This window comes from Streptococcus sp. 'caviae', assembly GCF_001937065.1.
Taxonomy (GTDB): domain Bacteria; phylum Bacillota; class Bacilli; order Lactobacillales; family Streptococcaceae; genus Streptococcus.
Genome location: NZ_MOWR01000001.1, coordinates 248,456 through 268,818, shown reverse-complemented (window position 1 = coordinate 268,818; position 20,363 = coordinate 248,456). Strand labels below are relative to the sequence as shown.

18 protein-coding genes and 1 other annotated feature are annotated in these 20,363 nt (G+C 43.7%); all 18 genes read left to right on the top strand.

Annotation, left to right across the window (positions count from 1 at the left end; all coding sequences use genetic code 11):
- The first annotated feature begins 170 nt into the window (after positions 1 to 170).
- The 18 genes from ulaG to BMI76_RS01330 all read left to right on the top strand — a co-directional run bounded on the left by ulaG (position 171) and on the right by BMI76_RS01330 (position 20,279).
- Positions 171 to 1,262: an L-ascorbate 6-phosphate lactonase gene (gene ulaG / locus BMI76_RS01415; protein ID WP_075345848.1), complete on the top strand. Its 1,092-nt coding sequence runs from the start codon at positions 171 to 173 to the stop codon at positions 1,260 to 1,262.
- Positions 1,263 to 1,538: 276 nt separating this feature from the next.
- The gene (tkt, locus tag BMI76_RS01410) at positions 1,539 to 3,512 is read left to right on the top strand and encodes a transketolase (RefSeq protein ID WP_075345847.1); all 1,974 of its coding nucleotides are present in this window, start codon (positions 1,539 to 1,541) and stop codon (positions 3,510 to 3,512) included.
- 157 nt (positions 3,513 to 3,669) lie between these two features.
- Positions 3,670 to 3,912 (top strand) — a binding site (T-box leader).
- Positions 3,913 to 4,097: 185 nt separating this feature from the next.
- Complete coding sequence (locus tag BMI76_RS01405; protein ID WP_075345846.1) at positions 4,098 to 5,483, top strand: cation:dicarboxylate symporter family transporter; 1,386 nt, start codon at positions 4,098 to 4,100, stop codon at positions 5,481 to 5,483.
- Positions 5,484 to 5,546: 63 nt separating this feature from the next.
- Positions 5,547 to 6,284, top strand: a complete 738-nt coding sequence (locus BMI76_RS01400; protein WP_075345845.1) for a cyclase family protein — start codon at positions 5,547 to 5,549, stop codon at positions 6,282 to 6,284.
- Between the two features lie 245 nt (positions 6,285 to 6,529).
- Positions 6,530 to 7,993, top strand: coding sequence for a PRD domain-containing protein (locus tag BMI76_RS01395; RefSeq protein ID WP_075345844.1), 1,464 nt, complete (start codon positions 6,530 to 6,532; stop codon positions 7,991 to 7,993).
- Positions 7,983 to 8,399: a PTS sugar transporter subunit IIA gene (locus tag BMI76_RS01390; RefSeq protein ID WP_075345843.1), complete on the top strand. Its 417-nt coding sequence runs from the start codon at positions 7,983 to 7,985 to the stop codon at positions 8,397 to 8,399. Before BMI76_RS01395 ends, BMI76_RS01390 begins: the two co-directional genes overlap by 11 nt.
- A gap of 14 nt (positions 8,400 to 8,413) precedes the next feature.
- Positions 8,414 to 8,728, top strand: a complete 315-nt coding sequence (locus tag BMI76_RS01385; RefSeq protein WP_057490085.1) for a PTS fructose transporter subunit IIB — start codon at positions 8,414 to 8,416, stop codon at positions 8,726 to 8,728.
- Between the two features lie 12 nt (positions 8,729 to 8,740).
- Positions 8,741 to 9,193: a PTS sugar transporter subunit IIA gene (locus BMI76_RS01380; RefSeq protein ID WP_075345842.1), complete on the top strand. Its 453-nt coding sequence runs from the start codon at positions 8,741 to 8,743 to the stop codon at positions 9,191 to 9,193.
- A 9-nt stretch (positions 9,194 to 9,202) separates the two neighbouring features.
- Positions 9,203 to 10,306 (top strand): PTS fructose transporter subunit IIC, encoded by a 1,104-nt coding sequence (locus tag BMI76_RS01375; RefSeq protein ID WP_075345841.1) that lies wholly within the window; start codon positions 9,203 to 9,205, stop codon positions 10,304 to 10,306.
- Positions 10,307 to 10,324: 18 nt separating this feature from the next.
- Positions 10,325 to 11,026, top strand: coding sequence for a D-allulose 6-phosphate 3-epimerase (gene alsE / locus BMI76_RS01370; RefSeq protein WP_075345840.1), 702 nt, complete (start codon positions 10,325 to 10,327; stop codon positions 11,024 to 11,026).
- Between the two features lie 316 nt (positions 11,027 to 11,342).
- Positions 11,343 to 13,229 carry a transcription antiterminator gene (locus tag BMI76_RS01365; RefSeq protein WP_075345839.1) on the top strand — a complete coding sequence of 629 codons (1,887 nt, stop codon included), beginning with the start codon at positions 11,343 to 11,345 and terminating at the stop codon, positions 13,227 to 13,229.
- Entirely contained in the window at positions 13,216 to 13,671 is a 456-nt protein-coding gene (locus tag BMI76_RS01360; RefSeq protein ID WP_075345838.1) for a PTS sugar transporter subunit IIA, read from the top strand. The genes BMI76_RS01365 and BMI76_RS01360 overlap by 14 nt, the downstream gene beginning before the upstream one ends.
- Positions 13,672 to 13,682: 11 nt before the next feature.
- Complete coding sequence (locus tag BMI76_RS01355) at positions 13,683 to 13,997, top strand: PTS fructose transporter subunit IIB (RefSeq protein ID WP_075345837.1); 315 nt, start codon at positions 13,683 to 13,685, stop codon at positions 13,995 to 13,997.
- 15 nt (positions 13,998 to 14,012) lie between these two features.
- Positions 14,013 to 15,050, top strand: coding sequence for a PTS fructose transporter subunit IIC (locus tag BMI76_RS01350; protein ID WP_075345836.1), 1,038 nt, complete (start codon positions 14,013 to 14,015; stop codon positions 15,048 to 15,050).
- Between the two features lie 22 nt (positions 15,051 to 15,072).
- A complete protein-coding gene (locus tag BMI76_RS01345; protein WP_075345835.1) occupies positions 15,073 to 16,344 on the top strand; it encodes a class II D-tagatose-bisphosphate aldolase non-catalytic subunit in 1,272 nt (423 codons plus the stop codon).
- Positions 16,345 to 16,529: 185 nt separating this feature from the next.
- Positions 16,530 to 17,027, top strand: a complete 498-nt coding sequence (locus tag BMI76_RS10845) for a DUF2798 domain-containing protein (protein ID WP_075345834.1) — start codon at positions 16,530 to 16,532, stop codon at positions 17,025 to 17,027.
- 148 nt (positions 17,028 to 17,175) lie between these two features.
- A complete protein-coding gene (polA, locus tag BMI76_RS01335; protein ID WP_075345833.1) occupies positions 17,176 to 19,812 on the top strand; it encodes a DNA polymerase I in 2,637 nt (878 codons plus the stop codon).
- A 32-nt stretch (positions 19,813 to 19,844) separates the two neighbouring features.
- Positions 19,845 to 20,279: a CoA-binding protein gene (locus BMI76_RS01330; protein WP_075345832.1), complete on the top strand. Its 435-nt coding sequence runs from the start codon at positions 19,845 to 19,847 to the stop codon at positions 20,277 to 20,279.
- Positions 20,280 to 20,363 lie beyond the last annotated feature (84 nt).

Genomic DNA, 20,363 nt, shown 5'->3' with positions numbered 1-20,363 from the left:
TTTTAATTTTTTGTCTAAACCAATGGTGACGGTGTATGATTATCTGTTAGACTTTTGGAAACAGTCCAAATGTGAACACAAACTTGTGTTTTATTTGGTCTTTTTTTACGATTATGATAGGGGTATCATAAAAGTGTAGAAAATATATCTGTACACAGGAGGAAGCGTAAATGGCTAATGTTAAAGACATTACAAGAGAATCGTGGATTTTAAGCACTTTCCCAGAATGGGGCACTTGGCTTAATGAAGAAATTGAAGAAGAAGTCGTTCCTGCCGATAATTTTGCTATGTGGTGGCTGGGTAACTGCGGCGTTTGGATAAAAACACCGGGCGGTGCCAATGTTGTGATGGACCTCTGGTCCAACCGCGGAAAATCAACGAAAAAGGTCAAGGATATGGTGCGCGGGCATCAGATGGCAAATATGGCCGGCGTTCGCAAACTGCAGCCTAATCTGCGCGTTCAGCCTATGGTTATTGATCCTTTTGCCATTAATGAACTTGACTACTATTTGGTTTCTCACTTCCACAGTGATCATATTGATATTAATACAGCAGCAGCCATTGTCAATAATCCAAAACTGGATCATGTTAAATTTGTCGGTCCTTACGAATGCGGTGAAATCTGGAAAAAATGGGGTGTGCCGGAAGATCGGATCATTGTTATCAAACCAGGTGACTCCTTTGAATTTAAAGATATCAAGGTAACGGCTGTTGAATCCTTTGACCGGACCTGTCTGGTAACCCTGCCAGTTGAAGGGGCAGACCAGCAGGATGGAGAATTAAAAGGCTTGGCTGTTACGGATGAAGAAATGGCTCGCAAGGCCGTTAACTACGTTTTTGAAACACCTGGTGGAACTATTTATCACGGGGCTGATTCCCACTTTTCAAACTATTTTGCCAAACACGGTAAGGATTTCAATATTGATGTTGCTATCAATAACTATGGCGACAATCCGGTAGGTATTCAGGACAAGATGACTTCTATTGATCTTCTTCGTATGGCTGAAAACCTGCGTGCTAAGGTCATTATTCCGGTGCATTATGATATTTGGTCTAACTTCATGGCATCAACCGATGAAATTTTAGCTCTCTGGAAGATGCGCAAAGAACGCCTGCAATACCAATTCCATCCATTCATCTGGGAAGTCGGCGGCAAATATACCTATCCGCAGGATAAGGACAGAATTGAATACCACCATCCGCGCGGCTTTGATGACTGCTTCGAGCATGATTCTAACATTCAGTTCAAAGCACTGCTGTAAGCATGTTATCTGTTTATGCTTTTGAGTTAAGAAAGCTTTGGCTGCTGCCCGCTTGTTCTAAGCGGCAAAATCAAAGCAATGGTTTAGACGGCTGCCTTATCGTATCTATGCTTGTCAGCTCTGCAGTAGGGCAGCTGCTGAAAATGACAATTTATATCCGCATATCGCTTGATGTGTGGATATTTTTTAAAAGAAACTGCCTTGCTCTCCCAAGATTTCTGGAAGAAGTAAGCGTTTTATGCTAAAATAAGGGTATCATTTATAAAGGAGAATATTATGTCAGATTTATCGGTTAACGCCATCCGCTTTTTGGGTGTGGATGCTATTGAAAAGTCTAAATCGGGCCATCCGGGCGTTGTTATGGGAGCTGCGCCTATGGCTTACAGCCTGTATACAAAGCATTTAAGAGTCAGTCCCAGTCAGCCAAACTGGATCAACCGCGACCGTTTTGTTTTGTCGGCAGGTCACGGTTCCATGCTCTTATATGCTCTCTTGCACCTGTCAGGCTATGAAGATGTGAGCATGGAAGAGATTAAAAATTTCCGTCAGTGGGGCTCCAAAACACCGGGCCATCCTGAGTACGGCCATACTGCCGGTGTTGATGTCACAACCGGTCCGCTCGGCCAGGGAATTTCGATGGCTGTAGGTTTGGCACAGGCTGAGCGTTTCTTGGCAGCCAAATATAACCGCGAAGGCTATCCTATTTTTGATCACTATACCTATGTAATTGCCGGTGATGGTGACTTTATGGAAGGTGTTTCCGGAGAGGCTTCTTCTTACGCTGCTAAACAAAACTTAGATAAACTGATTGTCCTTTACGACTCCAATGATATTTGTTTGGATGGTGAAACCAATGATGCTTTCACGGAAAATATCCGTGCCAGATATGAAGCTTACGGCTGGCATACCAGCTTGGTTGAAGACGGCACAGACGTCAATGCCATCAGTCTGGCCATTGAAGAGGCTAAAGGTGCCGGCAAGCCAAGCTTGATTGAAGTGAAAACAGTGATTGGCTATGGGGCTCCAACAAAAGGCGGAACCAATGCGGTTCACGGGGCACCGCTCGGAGCAGAAGAAGCGGCGGCGACCCGCAAGGCTCTTGGTTGGGATTACGAACCTTTTGAAGTGCCTGAAGAAGTTTATGCCGATTTCAAGGAAAATGTTGCTGACCGCGGCGAAGCTGCCTATGCTGCTTGGTCAAATCTGGTTGGAGAATACCGTCAGGCCTATCCTGAGGAAGCGCGTGAGGTTGAAGCAATGATCACTGGTCAGGATCCTGTTGAAATCAAAGAAGCAGACTTCCCTGTCTATGAAGACGGCTTCTCTCAAGCAACCCGCAATTCTTCTCAGGATGCTATCAATGCAGCTGCGGCTGTACTTCCTAATTTCCTTGGAGGATCAGCTGACCTGGCTCACTCTAACATGACTTATATTAAAGAAGACGGTCTTCAGGATGCTGAAAACCCGCTCAACCGCAATATTCAGTTTGGTGTGCGCGAATTTGCTATGGGAACTGTTTTGAACGGTATGGCTCTTCATGGAGGCTTGCGTGTCTACGGCGGTACCTTCTTTGTCTTCTCAGATTACCTGAAAGCGGCTGTGCGTCTGTCAGCTCTTCAAGGGGTGCCTGTGACCTATGTCTTTACCCATGATTCGATTGCTGTCGGTGAAGATGGTCCAACGCATGAACCGATTGAACACTTGGCCGGTCTGCGTGCTATTCCAAATCTGACCGTTTTCCGTCCGGCAGATGCGCGTGAAACACAGGCTGCCTGGCACTATGCTTTGACCAGCAAGACTACTCCAACGGCTCTTGTACTGACACGTCAAAATCTTAATGTTGAGGCTGGTTCTAGTTTCACTTCAGTTGCTAAGGGTGCCTATGTCATTTATGAGACAGGTTCGGATTTCGACACCATTCTTCTGGCATCTGGTTCAGAAGTGAATCTGGCTGTCAAAGCAGCTAAGGAATTGGAAGCGCAAGGTGAAAAGGTACGTGTTGTTTCTGTTCCGTCAACCGAGCTCTTTGATGCTCAGTCTGATGATTACAAGGAAGCTATTTTACCAAGCTCAGTACGCCGCCGTGCAGCTATTGAAATGGCAGCTACCCAGCCTTGGTATAAGTATGTTGGTCTCGATGGTGCAGTTATCGGTATTGATAAGTTTGGTGCTTCGGCTCCAGCGGCAGAAGTTATTGAAAACTATGGTTTTACAGTTGAAAATGTTGTTAATGTTGTCAAAAGCCTATAATCTTGCAGCATAAAAACACTGAGGTCTTCGCAAAATGCGGAGGCCTTTTACTTTTGCCGTTTTGCCATAAATTTTAATTATGGCTGTCTATAAAGAAGCTTAATGGCTGAATCGGTTGATTTTAAAGGGTTTTACAGCTATAATTAAAACAATTAAATACATCATGCTGATAAGAAAAAGTAGAGGTTTGCTGCTAGACAGAGAGTCTTCGTTAGGTGTGAGAAGATTAGCCGTGCGCTTTGAAAATGGTCTTTGAGTGATAGCAGTCAAGGAAGTTCTTTCTAAAACTGCTACGGGTAAGCCCGATACAGCTTGCCAGTATACCTAAGTGTACTGATGGAGTTGGTATTTGTGAGAATACCATGAATTCAAGGTGGTAACACGTTTTAACGTCCTTGCAGAGCAGCAGCTTTGCAAGGCTTTTTTATACGCTTTGACAATCAAAATCATAGGTCTTGACTTTGCTTGAGGCTGGGACAAAAGTCTAATGTCATTACGATTTCGATTTTTGTCCTCCACTCTGCGGCCTGCTGCCTCGTTTGATTTTCTTTGAGTATTAGTTGGCTGATGTAAGAGGAGGATTTTATGAACGATACACTTGGAACGCTTATTATTGTGGCAGCTGCTCTTCTGCTATTAGCAGGTTTGGCTGCTGTACATAAGAAAAAAGCAGGGTTTACCCCTTTAGTTTTGCTGTCATTGCTTTTAGGAACAGTCTTTGGTTTTGTCCTCCAGCTGATTTTTGGAACAAAAAGTCATGTGTTAGCTCAGGCGCTTGATTGGATCGGAATTGTTGGAAACGGCTATGTGTCACTTCTTAAGATGCTGGTAGTCCCCTTAATCTTCCTATCCTTGGTTGGCGCTTTTACGCAGCTGGAAGTAAAACAAAATCTTAAAAAAATTACCGGAGTGACCTTGAGTGTTCTGCTGGGAACAACAGCTGTCGCGTCTTTGCTGGGCTTTTTCACTACCGTTCTGTTTCATTTGCAGGGAGCTGATTTTTCCGGCAGAGCAGGCAAGGAAGCCTTGACAGCTATTCAGGAACACCAAGGTGAAATCAAGGGGCTCACGCTGCCTCAGCAGATTGTCAGTTTTCTGCCCAGCAATATTTTTGCTGATTTTTCCGGCAGCCGGGCGACCAGCACGATAGCGGTTGTCATATTTGCGCTTTTGGTTGGTTTTGCTTATCTGTCTGTCCGAAAAAGTGATCCTGAGCATGCAGCGGTCTTTGCTAAGGGAATAAAGGCTCTTCAGCTGATCATCAATCGGCTGGTTAAATTGGTTTTGGCGCTGACACCTTATGGAACCTTTGCCCTCATTACCAATACCATTGCGGTGAATTCTCTGGCTAGTATCGGCCATTTGGGACTGTTCATTGCAGCTGTGTATACGGCCTTGATTCTTGTCTTGCTTGTTCATACGCTTATCTTGTCCGTCCATAGAATTAATCCTGTTTTATATTATAAAAAGGCACTGCCGGCCTTGCTCTTTGCCTTTAGTTCACGTACCAGCGCTGGAACGCTTCCTTTGAATGTCAAAATTCAAACAGAATCTCTCGGTGTCAGTCCGACAGTGGTCAACTTTGCTGCCAGCTTTGGTCTGACCATTGGACAAAATGGCTGTGCCGGTGTTTACCCGACCATTGTTGCCACCATTATTGCACCGACCGTTGGCCTTGATATTTTTTCATGGCAGTTTATTCTGATGCTTGTTCTGATTGATGTTATTGCTTCATTTGGTGTTGCCGGTGTTGGCGGCGGAGCCTTATTTACAACCCTGATTGTCTTGGGAGCTCTGAATCTTCCTGTAACAACTCTGGGGGTCTTGATTGCCATCGATCCGATTGTGGATATGGGACGGACATTGGTAAATGTCAACGATAGCATTTTAGCAGGGATTATCACAGCCAAGAAAACCAATCAGTTGGATGAAACTATTTTAAATGACGCAGATGCTGTTCATTCTATTTAACAGATAAAAAGCCCTGTCTAGAGCCAACTTTTTGGCTTACTAATTATAAAGGAGGATTATTTTATGTCAAATGTATTAGCAGCCTATCGAACCCTAAAATCAGCTAAATGGGTGGATCTGACCCATCAAATAAATGATCAAAGCCCGCATTTTCCGCTTTTGCCAGCTTTGGAGAAGAAGGATATTTTTACCTTAAAAGACGGCTTTCACGTGCAGCAGTTTTCTGTTGTCGGTCAGTATGGTACCCATATCGATGCCCCTATTCACTTCGTGGAAGGCGGCCGCTGGCTGGATGAGATTGCTTTGAAAGATTTGCTTTTGCCTTTAATTGTAATTGATAAATCGCAGGCAGTAGCCGCTAATCCTGATTATGAACTGACTAAAGAAGATGTGCTTGCCTTTGAAGCAGAGCATGGAGAGATTCCGGCGGGCAGCTTTGTGGCCTTTCGCAGTGATTGGTCAAAGCGCTGGCCAGATCAAGAAGCTATTCGTAACCTGGATGATCAAGGGGTGCAGCGTACACCCGGCTGGTCGCACGAGGCTTTGGCATTTCTCATCCATGAACGAAACATTTCAGCTTTGGGTCATGAGACCTTGGATACTGACAGCGGTGTTCGGGCAGCAAAAAACGGCCGTTTAGCCGAAGAATATTATGTACTGGAGCAGGATATTTATCAGCTTGAGGTTCTGGCCAATCTTGACCAGGTACCCGCAACAGGAAGCTTGATAGCTATCGCTTATCCGTATTGGGAAAAAGCCACAGGTTCACCGGTCAGGGCAGTGGCTATAGTGCCGGATTAAAGAGCTGTATTATAGACTGCAGATAGCTTTAAAAGGAAATATCATTTGAATTAGGCAGACTTTCGCAGTCTTCAAAGGAGCAAGACAGCATTAGATTTAAAAACTAATGCTGTCCTGCTCTTTTTTGGTGTCTTTAAACCGATTTTCAGCCTTTTTTTAAAATCATGTCTGTTGCTATGGACAATAATTAGTAAAATGCTGATAGGAAATATTGTTATCATAAACTTATAAAGGAGGAAGCTTAGATGAGTCTGAAAGGCAAAAGTGAGGAACTCATATATCTCCTGCTAATTCAAAGGGATTTTATAACGTCTGATATTTTGGCAAAAAAGTTAAAAACTTCAGCCAAGACTATTTACAGATGGGTTAAAAGTATTAATGACAATCTGCCGGACGGTCCCTTGATTATCTCTGAAAAAGGAAGGGGGTATAAGCTGGACTATGATCGTTACTTGCTGCTGTATGAAAATAAGCCGCCTGCCGATTATTCGCCCCAGCAAAGAAGAAATAAGCTAAAACAATTATTGCTCCTGCAGGCACCTAAGCCGGTCAGCGTTTTTGATGTTATGGAGGAGTTCTTTTTAGGGGAATCTGTTCTGATTGCTGATGAGAAGATTATTGCTCAGGATATTAAGAAGTTTGACCTGAAACTGCTGCGTAAAAAGCGAACACTGGCTGTTGAAGGAAAAGAGGAAAATATCCGCCGTGCGATTCTAGCCGGTATTCAGCATGATCAGATTGTTGACTTTGTTGATTTAAAGGAACACTCGAGCTTGGATATTGATGAGAAAGATGCGGCTTTTATTCTTTACCAGCTAGAGATCATTGAAAGACATCTTTCCGGCAAAATTCCCTATCCTTATAACATCAACATCTTTTTACACTTGTATATTTTGATGGAGCGCATCAGAGCCCGTCAAACCTATGCCTATGATACTGAAAAAAGGGATTTCAGGGAGATCTCCCATGCTTTGCTGGATATATCTCAGGAAGTCATCAAGCATTTGGAAAACTACCTGCAGCTGCCGATTCCAAGAATTGAGGTCTATTACCTTTATCAATATTTATCGGCTTCAAGGCTGGAGAAGGTCAGTTCTGAAAGTATTTCATTTTCAGAAGAAGTGGTGAACATCACGCGGACTTATCTGAAACTGATGAATCAAAAATGGGACTTTGATATCAGCAATCAAGATATTTTCTTTGACTTGGCCAATCATATCAAGCCCATGCTCAAACGTTTGGAGCAAAAGATCATGGTTCAAAATGGCTTGCTCAGTCAGATTAAGCTGGTTTATCCTGATCTTTTTGACAGGGTTTGCCAAACATCAGAAGAAATCAGCCAGATTTATCATCTGGCTCCCATTTCGGCAGATGAAAATGGCTTTATAACACTTTACTTTGCCAAATTGCTGGAGACCAGCAGCCGTAAACTGCGAACTTTGATTGTCTGCACAACCGGTATTGGTATTTCAGAATTGCTGCGGGCTAAGATTGCCAATAATTTTTCAGAGCTGGAAATCGTTGATGTTATTGCTTCGCGTGAGGTTGAGCACTTGGAAGAAACCTATCCTGCTATTGATCTGTTAATCTCAACTATTCCCCTGAAACAGTCGCCCTCTTATCATTTTTTACTGGTAAATGGAATGTTTACGGCGGAAGATCAGGAACGCCTGCGGCAAAAGATTGGAGAAATCAAAAATGAGCAGTGATTTGATTAAAAAAGTATTTATCGGAGAATCCTTTCAGGAAGTGAAAGATGTCTATCGTTTTTTAGCCGAAGAAATTGACGCCTCAATCAGTCAGGATTTAGCCAAAAAGCTGTTGGTCCGCGAACAGCTGGCCAATATTCAAATTGATAAACAGACAGTGCTGCCCCATCTTGAATCAAGCCAGCTTAGGCAAAGTCAGCTTTTAATTCTGCGCCTAGCTGAGCCTATCAAAGACTGGAGCGAAACCATCAAAGACATCAGATTAGTTATTTGTTTGGCCTTGAAGACAAATGAAGACAGAGCTGTCAAAGAGCAAATCAGAGGTTTTATGACTAAACTGGCAGCTGCTGCCTATGTTGAAAAGCTCTTAACAGACAGCAAAGCTAATATTGAAAAAATGTTATAAACAGGAGGAAAACTATGAAAATCGTTGGAGTAGCAGCATGTACAGTCGGGATTGCCCATACTTACATTGCTCAGGAAAAATTAGAGGCCGCTGCTAAAAAAGCAGGGCACGACGTTAAAATTGAAACACAGGGCACTATCGGCATTGAGAATGAATTAAGTGCTGAGGATATTGCAGGAGCTGATATTGTCGTTTTGGCGATTGATGTCAAGATTTCCGGAGAAGAGCGCTTTGCTGGCAAAAAGACGGTCAAAGTTCCGACCGAAGTCGCTATCAAATCACCCAATAAACTGATTGCCAAACTGGCAGAAGTAGCCGCTAAGCAGTAGAAAGGATGGCTAATGGAAGCAAAGGATGCGATTGATGTTAAATTGATTGACACTCAGTTATCGGCAAAGACTAAAGAAGAAGCACTGCAGGCTTTGTCCGGCCTGCTGTTTCAGGAAGGTAAAATCTCTGATCAGCAAGCCTTTCTTAAAGATGTTTACGAACGCGAAGCTCAGGGCCAGACAGGAATTGGCCATTTCGTGGCTATTCCGCATGGGAAAAGCCCGTCTGTCACAATCCCTGCGGTAGCTATTGGGATTAATGACCGGGAAATTCCTTGGGAGAGTCTTGACGGCAAAGGGGTGCGTGCAGTGATTCTTTTTGCAGTCGGTTCTGATTCTGAGGCAGCTAAGGAACACCTCAAATTACTGGCTCTTTTTGCCAAAAAGCTGGGCAATGATCAGGTCGTGGCAAGGCTCTTGCAGGCTGAAAGCCCAGAAGCTGTTGTGGCTGCATTTTCATTATAGGAGGATAAAATGAAAGAATTGTTGAAAAAAGCTAATTTAAAGGGGCATTTGCTGACGGCTATTTCCTATTTGATTCCCATCGTCTGCGGCGCCGGTTTTCTGGTAGCTATTGGGATGGCTATGGGCGGTGCGTCTCAAGATGCCCTCATCATTGGAAAATTTTCCTTTTGGGATGCTATGGCAACCATGGGCGGCAAGGCTCTGGGGCTGTTACCGGTTGTTATTGCGACTGGGATTTCTTACTCCGTTGCTGGCAAACCAGGGATTGCACCGGGCTTTGTTGTCGGTTTGATTGCTAACAGCATCAGCGCTGGTTTTATCGGCGGTATTCTAGGCGGTTATATTGCAGGATTTCTGGCCCTTTACATTTTGAAAAATTTAAAAGTTCCTCATTGGGCAAAGGGGCTGATGCCAACCTTGATTGTGCCTTTTGTGACCGCCTTTGTCAGCAGTTTGATTATGATTTACCTGATTGGCGGTCCAATCAGTGCCTTTACCAGCTGGCTGACGACTTTCTTGAAAGGTCTTAGTTCCTCGTCCCGCATTGTATTTGGCGGTGTTGTCGGAGTGCTGAGCGGCGTTGACTTTGGCGGTCCGCTTAATAAGACTGTCTATGCCTTTGTCTTAACCCTTCAGGCAGAAGGGGTCAAAGAACCCCTGACAGCTCTGCAGCTGGTCAATACGGCTACTCCCGTTGGATTTGGCTTAGCTTATTTTATTGCTAAATTGATGAGAAAGAATATCTACAGCAGAGATGAAATTGAAACGCTGAAATCTGCTGTCCCTATGGGAATTGTAAATATTGTTGAAGGGGTCATTCCCATTGTCATGAACAATCTGATACCGGGCTTGATCGCAACAGCACTGGGAGGAGCAGTGGGCGGCGCTGTCTCCATGACTATGGGAGCCGACTCATCAGTGCCTTTTGGCGGAATCCTAATGATTCCGACCATGTCGCGACCCCTAGCTGGAATTTGCGGTCTGCTGATCAATATTTTGGTAACCGGATTGGTCTATGCCGTGATTAAAAAGCCCGTTTCTGAAGAAGAGCTGGCAGATAGCGCTCCGGAAGACGAAGCAGACATTAGTCTGGATGACTTTGAAATTTTATAAGAAAGCGAGGCAGTACAGATGTCAGCAGCTGAAATATCACCTTCCTTGATGTGTATGAATCTGGACAAATTTAAGGAGGAAATCACCTTCCTCAATCAGCATGCCCATTCCTATCATATCGACCTTATGGACGGACATTTTGTTCCCAATATTACGCTGTCACCGTGGTTTATCGGTGAAGTCAGAAAGCTCTCCAGCCTGCCCCTGTCCATCCACCTCATGGTTACTGATCAAGCATTCTGGGTGGCTGAGATGATAAAGATGAAGTGCGAGTGGATTTGCATGCATGCCGAAGCTCTTAATGGCTTAGCCTTTCGGTTAATCGATCAGATCCACGCGGCCGGATTAAAGGCAGGCGTTGTCCTTAATCCCGAAACACCGGTAAGTGTTATTCTGCCTTACATTGGCTTGCTGGACAAGGTCACCGTGATGACAGTTGACCCGGGCTTTGCAGGGCAGCGATTCTTAGAATCAACCTTGGAGAAAATTGTTGAGTTAAGACATCTAAGAGATGAGCACTCTTACCCTTACTTGATAGAAATGGACGGTTCATCCAGCCGCAAGACCTTTAAACGCATTGATGAGGCGGGGCCGGATATTTATATTGTCGGCAAGAGCGGCTTGTTCTCCCTGACGGATGATATTGAAAAATCATGGGAAATCATGGCAAAAGACTACGAAGAGACGACAGGAAAAAGTCTATCGGCCAATACTCTTTGACAGTCAAAATCACAGGTCTTGACTTCGCCCTGCCGCAGTTCGGTACTGTCTGCGGCTCATACCTAGTCTAATCTAGTATAAATTCTGATGAACCAACAGCCTTTTAGAGTCTTAAAACCTGCAGGAACTTCCTGCAGGTTTTTGTTATTTACAGAGATGTTGGCCATTGTTTATAATGAATTTATCACAAGAGCAGCTGCAGTGAATTCTAATTGCTTTAATGGCTCTACCTGCTTGCCTTACGGGTGTTTTTGCTGCAAGATGTTTCAATCCAATGTGAATAATAGGTATAGATGCGTCAGGGGGTGATTTGAAAATGCTCACCAAAAGACAGTTAAAATTGCTGGGTCTGCTTAAGCAGGAACCGTCATTTCAGACGGCTGCCCATTTAGCTGCGAAATTGGGAATTTCTGAGCGAACAGTGTACACAGAAATGAAAGCGCTTCAAAATTCTGGTTTTAACATTATCAGAAAGCGCGGCGTGGGGATCGCTGTTGATCAAAAAGACGGGAATGAAAGACCGGCAGAAGATGAAAATCAAGGCCTGCAAAGAAGGGTCGCCGTCATGATTCGGTTGATTTTCAAAGATCAAACAGTAACGTTTAATGCCTTGTCTGAGGAATACTTTGTCAGTAAAACGTCCATCAAACAAGACTTTAAGTTCATCGAAAAGACTTTAAGCAAGGGTAATGATTTTCATCTGCTTAGTGATCATAAAGGAACCAGAGCCGTATGGAAAAATCCTGAAGAAAAACTCAATGTTCTGCTTAATTTCAATCAGCTTCTGATAGAGCATTCTCAATCTTTAAGCCAATCGCAGCTGGAAGATGATATTGACATTCTATTAAGCTGCTATCCCAAGGACGCCGTTAAGGTCTGTGAAAATATTCTGTACAGTTATATCAAGGAGAATATCAATACCATTTCTGAGGTATATGTTCAGAGTTTCCTGAGCGTTCTTATTGCTTTAGTCTACCAGCTTTTACAGGGAGACCATTTATCTGTAAAAGAGGGTTTGCTGAATCGCAAAATGCACGCTTTTTACATTGACAGTGCAGTAAAAATTCTGCATAAGGCTTCTGTGCGCTTAGATTTTGTCTATACAAACGGTGATATTGAATATTTATCCTACATGCTCCTCAATTACCGCTTTGAACCGATACCAGCAGCTTATGTTGATGATGGTTTGGTAGAGCGCTTGATCGAAGAGGTATCGCAGGCTTTAACGATTGATTTTTCAGCTGATCAGCACCTGCTGGAGCAGCTGAAAATGCACATTCCGGCCATGCTTCAGCGCCTGCGCTCGCATACATTTGTTAAAAATCCTTTTACAGAGCAGATTAAGTTGGAATATTCAGTGGTATTTAATATTTTATGGTTGGTCATGACAGATTTCAGCGATGAGCTGGGGGTTGATATCAATGAGGATGAAATAGCTTTTTTGACCATTTATTTTCAACTGGCTATTGAAAAGGCCGGAATCAGCCGGAAAATTTTGGTGATCTGTCCGACAGGCCTTGTCACTTCAGAGCTTTTGATTAATCGTATAAAAAATGCCCTGCCTTCACTGGATACCTTGGAAGTTGCTTCTGTGGCAGAGGCAGCAGAATTAAACCTACATCAATATGATTTTGTTTTGACCACTGTAAAGCTAAAGCAGCAGACAGACAACAGCTTCTATGTGTCTCCTTTTATCAGCAACAGTGAACTCATCAGTCTTTTCAGTGAAGAAAAGAAGCAAAATAAGATTTTGTCCAAATCACCGGAAGTTCTTGAGCATTATATTTTGCCGCATCTAGTTTTTACTGATAAACAATATGCGTCAAAAAAAGATGTTATTTTAAGTGTCGGTAAGCATCTGGAAGAAAAGCAACTGGTGACTGGCGACTTTAAGTTTGATGTCTTAAAACGTGAAGAATTAGGCGGAACAGATCTGCCTCTGGGTGTTGCAGTTCCCCATGGCAAACCAATTCATGTGCTAAAAACGTTTGTTGCCCTTATTAAAAACTGTAAAAAGTATAAGTGGAATACTTATTATGTAGATACTGTATTTATGATAGGCATTGCTCAAAAAGATTTGAAAGAGGCTCGAGCGATTATTGCCGGCATTTACCAGATTATCAATGATGAGGCTAGATTAAAGACGCTCAGGCAGGAGAAAGATGTTAAGGAGGTTTTAAAAATCGTTTATGGAAAAGACTGATATTATTCGTCAAGAACTGATTTTTCTTGATTGTGAACAGACAGGTAAAGATCAGATTATTAAATGGATTGCTAAGGCGGCTGAAGCTATCCGCTATGTCAGCGATGCTGACTTGTTTTTTCAGGCCGTTTTAAAAAGGGAGGCGGAAGTCCCGACTGCAATCGGTTATGACATTGCTATTCCGCACGGGAAAACCGATGTTGTTAAAAAGCCTTTTATCGCTTTTTTGCGCACTAAGGAAAAATTTAGGTGGAGCCAAGAAGATAATGAAAAAGTTCAGCTGATTTTTCTGATTGGTGTTCCTGAAACAGGTACTGAAAAACTGCATTTAAAATTTATTTCGCAGGTCAGTAAAAAATTGCTGGATGAGCACTTTAGACAAGAGCTCTTGCAGCAAGATAAAGATCAAGTATTTCAGCTATTGCATGCTATTGATATTTAAGGAGGTTACAGATGAAAATAGTTGCAGTGACAGCCTGCCCGACAGGCATTGCCCATACTTACATGGCTCAGGAAGCCATTGAAAAAGAATGTGAAAAACGCGGCTATGACTATCAGGTTGAAACGCAAGGCGGTATGGGAATTGAAAACGAATTAGAACAAGCAGCCGTAGATGAAGCAGATCTGGTGATTTTGGCCATTGCTGTGGAGATTGAAGGACAGGAGCGCTTTGATGACAAACGAGCACAGGGGAAGGTCCTCACTGTTGACCCAGGAGAGGCTATTAAAAATCCAGCCAGAGTTTTAGATCAGGCAGAAGCACTATAAGAATAAGAGGGTGAAATGATGAATAAAAAAATATGGAAAGACTTGCAAAAAGCTTTCAACACTGGGGTTTCTTACATGCTGCCTTCAGTTGTCGTCGGCGGTGTTTTTCTGGCAATTGCGCTGTCCACCGGAAAGCCGACTGATAAGGGCATGGAAATCACCAATCAGTTCATGAAAAACTTAAACGATTTGGGAACTGCCGGCTTTGCGATGATGATTCCGCTTCTGGCTGGCTATATTGCTTATTCCATTTCCGGTAAGCCAGCCTTGGCGCCAGCTATGATTTTGGGCTATATTGCTAATAATCCTATTGGTGCTGATCAGGTCAAAACAGGTTTTCTGGGTGCCATGCTGCTAGGGGTGCTGACAGGTTATTTTGTTAAATGGACTAAGAGCTGGGAGACACCGCAGCTAGTCAGAACCTTGATGCCTATTTTGATTGTTCCGATCATAACAACCTTTGTTTTGGGAATGATCTATATTTATATCATTGCCGTACCTATCGGTCTTGTAATGGATTGGCTGGTGAAAACACTGGGTGAGCTGCAGGGAGGCAGCGCCATTGTTTTGGGCTTGATTATCGGTGCAATGACAGCAGTGGACATGGGCGGCCCCATCAATAAAACAGCAACAGCCTTTACCTTAGCCTTGATGGCGGAAGGGATCTACTCGCCTAATGGTGCCCACCGGATTGCTGTAGCTATTCCGCCTTTGGCTGTGGCCATTTCCACTTTTATTGATCGCAAGAAGTACAGCAAGGAAGACCGTGATTTGGGATTGTCTGCCTTCTTTATGGGTCTGATTGGCATTACTGAAGGTGCTATTCCTTTTGCGGTAAAAGATATGAAACGTGTGCTGCCTGCTATTATTATCGGCAGTGCTGTTGGCGGAGCGCTTGGGATGATTAATAATGTTGAGGCTCTGGTTCCGCACGGCGGCTTGATTATTTTGCCTGTGGTTAACGGAAAGCTCTGGTATGTCATCGCCATGCTGATTGGTACTTTGATTTCAGTCGCTATCTTACACTTTACAAAACCAGATATTGAAGAATAAACATAATTAAAGGAGGAAAATCATGACAAAACTTTCTATTAAAGAGACTGTCCAAGGACTCTTAGAACTGCAAAAAACTGGTGAAAGTGCCACACTCTTAGGAATTGGTCCCATGTCTAAAAACTGCGTTCAGGCAGCTTTAGAGCTTTCTCAGGAAGACGACTATCCTGTCATGTTTATTGCCAGCCGCAATCAGGTCGATCTGGATGAACTTGGCGGCGGTTATGTTAATGGCTGGAACCAATTCACCTTTGCTGAGGCAGTCAAAGAGGTCGCAGAAGACATTCATTATGACAATCTTTACTATCTCTGCCGCGATCACGGCGGTCCTTGGCAACGGGACAAGGAACGCAACAGCCACTTACCGACAGATGAAGCCATGAAACTGGGAGAACAGTCCTATGTGGGAGATATTGAAGCAGGCTTTGACTTGCTCATGATCGATCCAACCAAGGATCCTTTTGAAATCGGCAAGGTTATCCCTCTTGACACGGTTTTAGAGCGTACGGTTGAGCTGATTGAATTCTGTGAGAATGAACGTAAAAAACGCAACCTGCCTGAAATTGGTTATGAAGTCGGTACTGAAGAAACCAATGGCGGTCTCACTTCTACTGAAACTTATGAAACCTTCATCAAACAGCTGCAATCAGAGCTGGGCAACCGCGGTCTGCCCATGCCGACCTTTATCGTCGGTCAGACAGGAACCCTGACACGAAAGACGGAGCAAGTCGGACATTTTAATTTTAAAAATGCCTATGATCTGGCTCAGATGGCCAAAAAATACGGTGTTGGTCTTAAAGAACATAATGGGGATTACCTTGATGATGTTACGCTCTTGGAGCATGTACCGTCAGCTATTACAGCAACCAATGTAGCACCGCAGTACGGTACTGAAGAAACCAGGGCTTATCTTAATCTGGCTAAAGTTGAAGCTAAATTGGTTGAATATGGTTTGGTTGAGGAGCCGTCTAAAATTCGTGAAACCTTGTTAGTAAAAGCTATTGAGAGCCAGCGCTGGAGAAAATGGATGGTTGGCGATCAGGTTAATCTGAGTGTTGAAGACATTAAAGCAGATAAGGAACTGTCTGAAGAAATTTTAGATATTGCTGGCCACTATACCTTTAATGATGCAGCCGTAAAGGCAGAAATTGAAAAGCTCTATGCCAACTTATCTGCCCATCATATTGATGGCAAGCGTTATGTTATTGACCATATCAAGCGGCCAATCAGAGACTATGCAGAGTGTTATAACCTAAAAGGTGTTACCAGCCGCATTAAAAATCTTAAGGATTAGGCATCCTCACTTGTAGAAAACAGCACATTTTAAAAACCTATTGGAAATTCCTAAAGGCAAATGCTAAGGGGAATTTCTGATAGGTTTTTTTGAAACCGCACTTTCAATAAATTTTCAAAAAAGAACTTACACGGCTGTTTAAATTATGATATGCTAGTTTTTAGAATACGAAAAGGAGGCGAGTAATGCCAAGAAATTTTAAAGAAGCCATGTTTTTTACAACCATGATGTGCGGGTTAATGGTACTGGGAATGAGTGCCTATAATTTAACAGTGGCTGGTCATTTTAGCTGGAAGGCCTTAGCTTTGGGGTATATTCCCGGATTTGTCCTTGCTTTTTTAGCAGATACCTTGATAGTAGGGCCGCTGGCCAAGAAGGCTGCCTTTAGTTTTTTAAAAGACCATCATAAACGCTGGCAGAAAATCCTGACAATCTCAGGCTTGATGATTCTGGGAATGGTTTCTCTCATGTCCTTATATGGCTTGCTGATTAATCAGGTTGCTTTAACACTGCCGGTTTATTTGAGGGCATGGCTGACAAACTTTGTGATGGCAGTTCCCTTAAATTTTCTGCTTGTGGGACCTGTTTCACGTTTTATCTTGGGCCATCTGCAAAAGCCCTTCCCTAATGAAGAAAAAGTGGAAGACTTTGACGATGACGATGAGATTCCAACCATTATTTAAGAAAACACTGACTATAAAAATGAGACAGGACATATCAAGTGTTCCTGTTTTTTGTTTGACATCTTTCGGTGTTGTTTTTATGGGTAGGACAGCTTCAGACAGTGAGTTTTAAACTTTTAAACAGGGAGAATTATGTTACAATAGACCTATGACAAACAAGAAAAAATTACTGTTGATTGACGGTTCTTCCGTTGCCTACCGTGCTTTTTTTGCACTTTACAATCAAATTGACCGCTTTAAAAATCCTGCGGGGCTTCATACCAATGCGATTTATGGATTCCATCTGATGCTGGATCACATGATAAAGCGGGTAGAGCCGACCCATGTTTTGGTGGCCTTTGACGCCGGCAAAACGACTTTTAGGACAGAGATGTTTACGGATTACAAGGCCGGACGCGATAAGACGCCAACAGAATTTCGTGAGCAGCTGCCCTATATCCGTGAAATGCTGACGGCGCTCGGTGTGCCTTTTTACGATTTGGACAATTATGAGGCCGATGATATTATTGGGACGCTGGATAAACTGGCAGAAAATGAAGATGAGTACGAAGTAACGATTGTCAGCGGGGACAGAGACCTGATTCAGCTGGCTGACAGCAACACGACCGTTGAAATTTCTAAAAGGGGCGTTGCCGAATTTGAAGAGTTCACGCCAGCCTATCTCATGAAAAAAATGGGGCTGACGCCCAAGCAGTTTATTGACCTTAAGGCGCTCATGGGAGATAAGTCTGACAATATTCCGGGTGTCACCAAGATTGGCGAGAAGACCGGTCTGAAGCTCCTGCATGAACACGGCAGCCTAGAGGCTATCTATGCCAATTTGGACAGCTTCAAGGCTTCCAAAATGAAAGAAAATCTGGTTAATGATAAGGAAAAGGCCTTCTTATCAAAAACCTTAGCGACTATTGATGTTCAGGCGCCCATTACCATCGGTTTAGATGATATTGTTTATTCAGGTCCCGAATTTGACAGCCTGGCTAAATTTTATGATGAGATGGACTTTAGGCAGTTCCGCTCGCAGCTGGGGTCATCGCCTGATGCTAAGACCTTTGAAGCTCATTATACAGAGGTTAGCCGGCTTAAACCCGACATGTTTGCCGAGGATCAGTTCTTTTATTTTGAAATTTTAAATGACAACTATCATACCGAAGACATGATTGGCTTTGCCTGGGGCAACAGTCAGGCTATCTATGCCAGCACTGATGTCAGTCTGCTGAATGATGACCTGTTCAAAAAGGCTCTGGCTAAACCCATTAAGACCTATGATTTCAAGCGCAGCAAGGTCTTGCTCAGCCATTTGGGAATTGATCTGCCGACAGCCAGCTTTGACAGCCGCTTGGCTAAGTATCTGCTGTCCACTGTTGAAAACAACAACACTTCGACCATTGCCAGACTCTATACAGACCTGCCGCTGGCGACTGATGAAGAAGTTTACGGAAAAGGTGCCAAACGGGCTGTTCCTGACAAAGATGTCCTGCTCAGCCATTTAGCCAAAAAAGTCAGTGTCCTGATTGCCAGCGAAGAGCCCATGCGCAAGAAACTCTCTGACAATGATCAGCTAAGCCTGCTTTTTGAAATGGAGCTGCCCTTGGCTAATGTCCTTGCTAAAATGGAAATTGCGGGCATTTCCATCAAGGAAGAAACGCTCAAAGACATGGAGCGCAGCAATGAGATTGAACTAGAAGCCCTAACGCAGGAAATCTATGCTTTGGCGGGAGAGGAGTTCAATATTAACTCGCCCAAACAGCTGGGAGTCATTCTCTTTGAAAAATTGGGCCTGCCCCTGTCGGCCACCAAAAAAACAAAGACCGGCTATTCGACGGCCGTTGATGTTCTGGAACGTCTGGCTCATCGCTCACCAATCGTAGCCAAAATTTTGGAGTACCGTCAGATTGCCAAACTCCAATCAACCTATATCATTGGTTTGCAGGAAGCCATTTCTTTTGACGGTAAAATTCACACGCGCTACCTGCAGGATTTGACACAGACCGGACGGTTATCCAGTGTCGATCCCAATCTGCAAAACATACCTGTTCGCCTAGAGCAGGGTCGGCTGATTCGCAAGGCCTTTGTTCCGGAATGGCCGGACAGCGTTTTGCTCAGTTCAGATTACTCACAGATTGAGCTGCGGGTTTTGGCGCACATTTCAGGTGATGAACACTTGATAGCAGCCTTTAAAGAAGGTGCAGATATCCATACCTCAACGGCTATGCGTGTCTTTGGCATTGACAAGCCGGAAGATGTAACGCCTAATGACCGCCGCAATGCCAAGGCAGTTAATTTCGGCGTGGTTTATGGTATTTCTGATTTTGGTCTGGCTAATAATCTGGGTATTAGCCGCAAGGCCGCCAAAAATTATATTGATACCTACTTTGAACGCTATCCGGGTATTAAAAATTACATGGACAGGGTGGTTAGAGAAGCGCGTGATAAAGGATATGTAGAAACGCTCTTTCACAGGCGGCGCGAATTGCCAGACATCAATTCACGTAATTTCAATATTCGCTCCTTTGCCGAGCGCACAGCCATTAATTCCCCGATTCAAGGGAGTGCAGCAGACATTCTCAAAGTAGCCATGATTAATCTGGATAAGGCTTTGACGCAAGGGAATTACCAAGCGCGCATGCTGCTGCAGGTACATGACGAAATCGTCCTTGAAGTTCCCAACAAAGAACTACAGGCTGTTAAGCAGCTGGTCAAGGAAACCATGGAATCGGCGATTGAGCTGTCTGTACCGCTGGTAGCTGATGAAAATGCCGGTCAGACCTGGTATGAAGCTAAATAAGGTATTGTCAAAAATAGATGAGGAGGTTGTTTATGACCTATCAATTTCAAAATCCCAGTCAAGAAGTGATTTTTGATTATTTAAAAGAGGCTAAAACCATCGCAGTAGTAGGTTTGTCCGCTCGAGAAGAAACAGCTGCTTATGAGGTTTCTCAGCTGATGCAAAGGGCTGGCTACAAGATTATTCCTGTTAATCCAAGAGCCGTCGGCAGCACTATTTTGGGTGAAAAGGTTTATGCTAGCTTGCAGGATATTCCTGAGCCTGTTGACATTGTTGATGTTTTTCGCCGCAGCGAGTTTTTAGCAGATGTTGCCCGTGATTTCATTGAAACGGATGCTCGTGTCTTTTGGGCTCAGCTAGGTTTAGAGAGCGAAGAAGCCGAAACCATCCTGCGTGCAGCAGGGCGCAACGATATTGTCATGAACCGGTGCATCAAGATTGAATATCAAAAGTTGGCTAATCAATAAAATAGATGAGCTATCCTCTGATCATTAGCAATCCAGCAATGGAGTGCTCTGCTGTCAACCATCCTTAAATGAGCTGGCTGTAAT

Excerpts from the sequence above, each read along its gene's own strand:
- ulaG (WP_075345848.1), top strand. The coding sequence starts at position 171 with ATGGCTAATGTTAAAGACATTACAAGAGAATCGTGGATTTTAAGCACT.
- tkt (WP_075345847.1), top strand. The coding sequence starts at position 1,539 with ATGTCAGATTTATCGGTTAACGCCATCCGCTTTTTGGGTGTGGATGCT.
- BMI76_RS01405 (WP_075345846.1), top strand. The coding sequence starts at position 4,098 with ATGAACGATACACTTGGAACGCTTATTATTGTGGCAGCTGCTCTTCTG.
- BMI76_RS01400 (WP_075345845.1), top strand. The coding sequence starts at position 5,547 with ATGTCAAATGTATTAGCAGCCTATCGAACCCTAAAATCAGCTAAATGG.
- BMI76_RS01395 (WP_075345844.1), top strand. The coding sequence starts at position 6,530 with ATGAGTCTGAAAGGCAAAAGTGAGGAACTCATATATCTCCTGCTAATT.
- BMI76_RS01390 (WP_075345843.1), top strand. The coding sequence starts at position 7,983 with ATGAGCAGTGATTTGATTAAAAAAGTATTTATCGGAGAATCCTTTCAG.
- BMI76_RS01385 (WP_057490085.1), top strand. The coding sequence starts at position 8,414 with ATGAAAATCGTTGGAGTAGCAGCATGTACAGTCGGGATTGCCCATACT.
- BMI76_RS01380 (WP_075345842.1), top strand. The coding sequence starts at position 8,741 with ATGGAAGCAAAGGATGCGATTGATGTTAAATTGATTGACACTCAGTTA.
- BMI76_RS01375 (WP_075345841.1), top strand. The coding sequence starts at position 9,203 with ATGAAAGAATTGTTGAAAAAAGCTAATTTAAAGGGGCATTTGCTGACG.
- alsE (WP_075345840.1), top strand. The coding sequence starts at position 10,325 with ATGTCAGCAGCTGAAATATCACCTTCCTTGATGTGTATGAATCTGGAC.
- BMI76_RS01365 (WP_075345839.1), top strand. The coding sequence starts at position 11,343 with ATGCTCACCAAAAGACAGTTAAAATTGCTGGGTCTGCTTAAGCAGGAA.
- BMI76_RS01360 (WP_075345838.1), top strand. The coding sequence starts at position 13,216 with ATGGAAAAGACTGATATTATTCGTCAAGAACTGATTTTTCTTGATTGT.
- BMI76_RS01355 (WP_075345837.1), top strand. The coding sequence starts at position 13,683 with ATGAAAATAGTTGCAGTGACAGCCTGCCCGACAGGCATTGCCCATACT.
- BMI76_RS01350 (WP_075345836.1), top strand. The coding sequence starts at position 14,013 with ATGATGAATAAAAAAATATGGAAAGACTTGCAAAAAGCTTTCAACACT.
- BMI76_RS01345 (WP_075345835.1), top strand. The coding sequence starts at position 15,073 with ATGACAAAACTTTCTATTAAAGAGACTGTCCAAGGACTCTTAGAACTG.
- BMI76_RS10845 (WP_075345834.1), top strand. The coding sequence starts at position 16,530 with ATGCCAAGAAATTTTAAAGAAGCCATGTTTTTTACAACCATGATGTGC.
- polA (WP_075345833.1), top strand. The coding sequence starts at position 17,176 with ATGACAAACAAGAAAAAATTACTGTTGATTGACGGTTCTTCCGTTGCC.
- BMI76_RS01330 (WP_075345832.1), top strand. The coding sequence starts at position 19,845 with ATGACCTATCAATTTCAAAATCCCAGTCAAGAAGTGATTTTTGATTAT.